Origin of the sequence: Rhizobium sp. Root483D2, from assembly GCF_001426685.1 — a bacterium.
Lineage (GTDB): Bacteria > Pseudomonadota > Alphaproteobacteria > Rhizobiales > Rhizobiaceae > Pararhizobium > Pararhizobium qamdonense.
The window spans coordinates 30041-30377 of sequence record NZ_LMFB01000023.1 but is presented as its reverse complement, the minus strand read 5'-3'; the positions used below and the strand labels follow the sequence as shown (position 1 = coordinate 30377).

Here is a 337-nt window from a genome sequence, read left to right as displayed (position 1 = left end):
GTGCTGTGCGGGTGGCGCCCGGCCATGGGTAGGCCAGGGTCAGGCTGGTATTGCTGACGACGGCCGCAATGCGGACATCGAGACCGGCAGCCGCGAACAAGTCACCCGCCTGGACGCCTGATGTGAGCCAGGTCGTTCCCTGTCCAACGACTGCCGTTTCGTTGGCATTGATCGTTGCCGTGCCGGTATTGTAGGTGGTCGGGAGCGCCATCAGTGCACCTGTGCCGTTTCTTCAAGCGCAGGCTCGATTTCAGCCGGAGGGGCAATCTCAGCTTCCAGCTCGGCAATGCGCCGATCGCGCTCGGCAATCACGGCCTGGCATTCTTCAACGGCCTGC

Annotated in this window: 1 pseudogene; it reads right to left on the bottom strand. The window is 63.5% G+C overall.

The features are described 5' to 3' along the window. Positions 1–211: pseudogene (locus ASD32_RS30075) on the bottom strand (phage tail protein); the annotation flags it as partial. Between the last annotated feature and the right edge of the window lie 126 nt (positions 212–337).